The following is a 519-nucleotide window of genomic DNA, read 5'->3' as shown; positions in this document are numbered from 1 at the left end:
TTCTGTTGCAAAGTTTTAAATCTACTATCAAATAAGGTAGAATAATAGAAAAAGATAGCAGGAGGAATGACGATGAATCATTTTAAAGGAAAGCAATTTCAGCAGGATGTGATTATTGTAGCCGTGGGCTACTATCTTCGTTATAACCTTAGCTATCGTGAAGTTCAAGAAATCTTATATGATCGTGGCATTAACGTTTCTCATACGACGATTTATCGTTGGGTGCAAGAATATGGCAAACTACTCTATCAAATTTGGAAAAAGAAAAATAAAAAATCCTTTTATTCATGGAAAATGGATGAAACGTACATCAAAATTAAAGGAAAATGGCATTATTTGTATCGAGCCATCGATGCAGATGGTTTAACCTTGGATATTTGGTTACGTAAAAAACGGGACACACAAGCAGCCTATGCTTTTCTTAAGCGGTTAGTGAAGCAGTTTGATGAACCGAAGGTTGTAGTCACAGATAAAGCCCCCTCTATTACAAGTGCCTTTAAGAAACTAAAAGAATACGGC

The 519-nt window shown here is 35.5% G+C and carries 1 protein-coding gene; it reads left to right on the top strand.

Annotated features, from left to right (window positions below; translation table 11 throughout):
- Window positions 1-72 precede the first annotated feature (72 nt).
- Window positions 73-519, top strand: a 447-nt coding sequence (locus tag HMPREF2731_RS00985; RefSeq protein ID WP_001015308.1) for an IS6-like element IS1216 family transposase, incomplete at its 3' end; no start/stop codon positions are given.

It is taken from the genome of Enterococcus sp. HMSC072F02, assembly GCF_001837725.1.
Lineage (GTDB): Bacteria > Bacillota > Bacilli > Lactobacillales > Enterococcaceae > Enterococcus_B > Enterococcus_B lactis.
Note: the sequence above shows the minus strand (reverse complement) of the source record. Positions and strands in the feature narration are given on the sequence as shown.